Source organism: Guyparkeria sp., from assembly GCF_041687595.1.
GTDB lineage: Bacteria > Pseudomonadota > Gammaproteobacteria > Halothiobacillales > Halothiobacillaceae > Guyparkeria.
In genome coordinates this window covers 3,573-6,198 of sequence record NZ_JAWLBP010000069.1, presented here as the reverse complement: position 1 = coordinate 6,198, position 2,626 = coordinate 3,573, and the positions used below count along the sequence as shown (strand labels likewise).

Annotated in this window: 3 protein-coding genes; 1 reads left to right on the top strand and 2 read right to left on the bottom strand. The window is 63.7% G+C overall.

The features are described 5' to 3' along the window. Positions 1–385: 385 nt before the first annotated feature. The gene (locus ACESL5_RS09160) at positions 386–937 is read left to right on the top strand and encodes a DUF2058 family protein (RefSeq protein ID WP_372592476.1); all 552 of its coding nucleotides are present in this window, start codon (positions 386–388) and stop codon (positions 935–937) included. Positions 938–1,012: 75 nt separating this feature from the next. Here the strand turns inward: ACESL5_RS09160 and rssA are convergent, their stop codons facing one another. Continuing rightward, positions 1,013–1,954: a patatin-like phospholipase RssA gene (gene rssA, locus ACESL5_RS09155; protein ID WP_372592475.1), complete on the bottom strand. Its 942-nt coding sequence runs from the start codon at positions 1,952–1,954 to the stop codon at positions 1,013–1,015. Positions 1,955–2,034: 80 nt separating this feature from the next. Beyond that, positions 2,035–2,547 carry a DsrE family protein gene (locus ACESL5_RS09150; protein WP_372592474.1) on the bottom strand — a complete coding sequence of 171 codons (513 nt, stop codon included), beginning with the start codon at positions 2,545–2,547 and terminating at the stop codon, positions 2,035–2,037. Positions 2,548–2,626: the final 79 nt, after the last annotated feature.

Here is a 2,626-nt window from a genome sequence, read left to right as displayed (position 1 = left end):
TCTTCGATGGCGCGCTGGAGTTCCGGGCGAAGGCCCAGTTCTGAAAACAACATAGAAATGATTTTCCTTGGGGGACGAGAACGCTCAGCGCATGGAGGCCATGACGAAAATGGCGTCTCGAATGGCGTGGCGTTTCCCGTCACACGGCCCCGGGAGGGGACGCACGCCAGTCGGCAAGGAAAACGCGGGGTTGATGGCGTGCCGTGGGCACATCATCAGTAATGAAATCGGCAGGACTGGTCAGACCGAGGCGCGGACTATATCACCTTTGATTGATGCGCGTCGGTTTTTCACGGTAGCCCCACCCGGTCGCCAATCGGCCGTGCCAGGCCCTCAACTGGTAGACTCGACGTCCCATGCAGCAAAGCGAATCAGCATCGACACCATGAGCAAGGCATCTCTTCAGGAGCAGTTACTCAAGGCCGGCCTGGCGAAGAAAGGCGGCAAGCAGCCCAAGCAGAAGAAGTCGGCCTGGGGGCGCGTCAACCGTCACGACAAGCAGGCGAACACCAAGCCGCCAGCGGAGATCGAGGCGGCGAAGAAGGCGGCCGCAGAGAAGCTCGAACGCGAACGCCAGCAGGCGCGCGAGGCCAGCGCCCGCCAGCGCGAGGGCGAGCAGCGCCGCGCTCAACGCGCCGAGATCCGCCAGCTCATTCTCGACCACGCCGAAAAGCGGCCCAGTCACGGCGAGCCGTTTCATTTCGCCGATCAGGGCCGCGTGCTGAGCCTGCCGGTCGACGCCCGCCTGCGGCGCGGACTGGCGACCCGAAAGCTGCGCCTGGCCACTTGGGAAAAACGCTATTACATCGTCTCGGCACAGACCGCCGAGAAGATCGGCCAGCGTGACCCGTCCCACCTGGTCGCGTTGCCGAGCGGTGGGGAGATCCGCGACCCGGCCTACACCGAGTTCGAGGTACCGGACGATCTCGTTTGGTAATCAAAAGAGGTCAGAAGCCAGGAGGAAGGAGTCAGAACCTCTGACCTCTGGTCTCTGACCTATTCGAGCCTCAAGCTATCGGCTCGATTCCCCGCTCAATTCAGGCAGCAAGTCACTTCCTTTAAACGCACGCTCGGCGGCGTCTCGACCACACTGGATGCTCTCGGCGGCGCGCTCGAACTCCAGCAGCCCGATCTGTGAGAGCTTCGGCGAAATCAGCAGTTCGGGGGGATCACCCGCCATCCGGCTGCGCGTGATCCGGTCCTGCATGATGTTGATCGACCCGGCCATCACGTCGAGCATTCCCGGCGGTTCCGCCCCGTTGCTGCGCTTCTCCAGCCACTTGCCCAGTCGACCGTCGAGCCAGCGCTCGTCGACGCCCTCGACCCATTCGGGCAGGCCACCCTCGCCGTCGATGCCGTGATGGGCCGCCCCCCGGAGATCGCGAACGTGCCGGCCGACCAGGTCACTGTTGAGGTTGACGGCGATCACCACGTCGGCGCCCATCGCACGGCAGAGGGAAACGGGCACCGGGTCGGTTAGTCCGCCGTCGACCAGCCAGCGCTCCTCGTGCCTGACCGGCGACATCAACCCGGGGACGGCAATCGAGGCCCTTACGGCATCCAGCAGGCTACCCTCGCGCAGCCAAACCTCGCGACCGGCCTCCAGGTCGGTGGCGACCGCGGCAAACGGCAGCGAAAGGTCCTCGATGTCGATCGGACCCATCTGCTTCTTCAACGACCGCATCAGGTTGTCGCCCTCGATCAGGCCGCCGCCCAGGCGGACATCCAACAGGCGCATGACGTCCCACGTCCGGATACCTCGGGCCCACTCCTCCATCCGGTCGAACGAATCGCTGACATAGCCCGCGCCCACGAGTGCGCCGATGGAAGAGCCGACGACCACGTCGGGCTTGATGCCGGCATCCTCCAGCGCGCGGATCACGCCGATGTGAGCCCAGCCGCGGGCTGCCCCGCTGCCCAGTGCCAATCCTATCTTCAGTCGTCTGCCGGCCATCGTTGTCTCCATCTTGCTGCGGCAACATCAGGAAACCCGCCTCGCAGGCGGGTTCGTTCACCGAATCGCCGAGTGGGCGTTCAATCGTACACCGGCACCAGCGCGTAGCCGTTGTTCTGGTAGCCCATCAGGGAGATGAAGCCCGAACGCACCGGCTCGATGCCCGGCAGCAACGTGTCGTTGTCCACGCCGAAGGCACGAGTGGCCCCGTTGCAGGCCTCGATGCGCACGCCCAGTTCCTGCAGCGTCTCGATGCTCCGAGCGATACTCGACAGCGCCTCGCCGTGGTCGGCCTCGGTCTCGATCTCCGGTTTCGTGTTGATGAACTTGACCGAATGGGAGATGAAGACCATCACGAGATCGGCCTCCACTCCTTCCTTCTCCAGGTTCTCCACGTTGGTGATGATGGCCTTGAGGTACATGTCGAGCGCATTCGGATTCGACTTGCGCACGTCGTATACGGCCTTGACGTTCTCCAGTTCTCCGATTGCCGCACGGTTGTCGAGCGATTCGGCGGAAACGCTGGGCGCGAGCAGCAGCGCCGTCAGGGCAAGGCTCAGCGCCTGCAGGAAACGGGACCATTGGCGTGTCATGATGACTCCTCCGTGATACATGCCGGCAAGCGAAAGCCAAGCCGGCAAATGATTAGCTCACGTACCATCCTTGCGCGAG